Origin of the sequence: Bradyrhizobium sp. STM 3809 (genome assembly GCF_000239795.1) — a bacterium.
In the GTDB taxonomy this organism is placed as follows: Bacteria; Pseudomonadota; Alphaproteobacteria; order Rhizobiales; family Xanthobacteraceae; genus Bradyrhizobium.
Genome location: NZ_CAFJ01000620.1, coordinates 1 through 1,057, shown reverse-complemented (window position 1 = coordinate 1,057; position 1,057 = coordinate 1). Strand labels below are relative to the sequence as shown.

Genomic DNA, 1,057 nt, shown 5'->3' with positions numbered 1-1,057 from the left:
TACCACAGGTTCAGCCGGATCGACCCGGCATTCCCTACGCGGAGGTTTTCACGCTTACTTTGCGCTCTCCCCGGTGTCCGGCTCTTGAGCCACCGTCGCCCGTGCGATGCCTCGGCATCGTCGCGAACTTGGCGCCAGCTTCGGGGCGCCAGGACCACGCAACTTCACGTCCGCAAGAGCATCGTTCGTCCGCGCCTCCGCGAGGAAGCGCTGCGACGTCTCGCGGCCACCGCATCCCCGCCTCGCGTGTCGTGACGATCGCGCGCAACGCCCCTCCGTGGTGAGGCGGGATGCGCGGGAGGATCGTCCTGATTTGCCCGACGGTGCAAGGCGTCACGCTGCGACAATTCAACACGACGGGCAGTTTCGTCATGGCTGCGATGCGCCGGCTGCCCGCCGGGCCATCGGTCTCGATGTCGGGGGCTGCGGCATATCGCGCATCGGCAGCCGGGGCGAGCGGGATTGATTGTGGACATTTGCCGGATGACAAGCGCCGTTTGCGGCCATGCTGCGGCGCGACGATGTCTCCGGTTCGGAGTTGGACTAATTAGTTTCATGAATGTGCGGTCAGCGGCCGCGCGTCGGGGTTTCCGAGGGCCTTGTTGCGAATGCTCCTCATGATCGCCTGAAATCGTCCTGGCTCGGCAAAACTTCCGCCGACCTTTGCCGATCATTTCCGATGCAAGGGGAGCTGGTGGCGCGCACGCTGCGTGCGAGGTCGGCAACGCCCTGACGTGATCTCGATCGTCTCTGCAAAGTCGCGGCGTTTCGTTGCAACCTCATGCACCTCATAAGACCGGCGCGTTCGCGGTGCGGACGAAGCGGCTCATGGTGACCCGGTCCCATCGCGGGGTCACGCTTGCACTCGTCGAGGTGCTGCTGCTGACCGTGATGGTCGTCGATGCCGCGTCGGCGCAGCAGGTCATCAAGGCCAAGCCGAGCGACGTCGTGCCGGGTCGCGCCGACCGGCTGTTCTTTCGTCACATCACCGCACGAAGCATCTACTACAACGTTCCCAGGATCGCGAACGACAGCCGGACACTGACGATGCGTCAGG

General features: G+C 64.6%; 1 pseudogene. It reads left to right on the top strand.

What is annotated here, in order from left to right:
• Window positions 1-828: 828 nt before the first annotated feature.
• Window positions 829-1,057 (top strand): annotated as a pseudogene (locus BRAS3809_RS27745) (outer membrane beta-barrel protein); the annotation flags it as partial.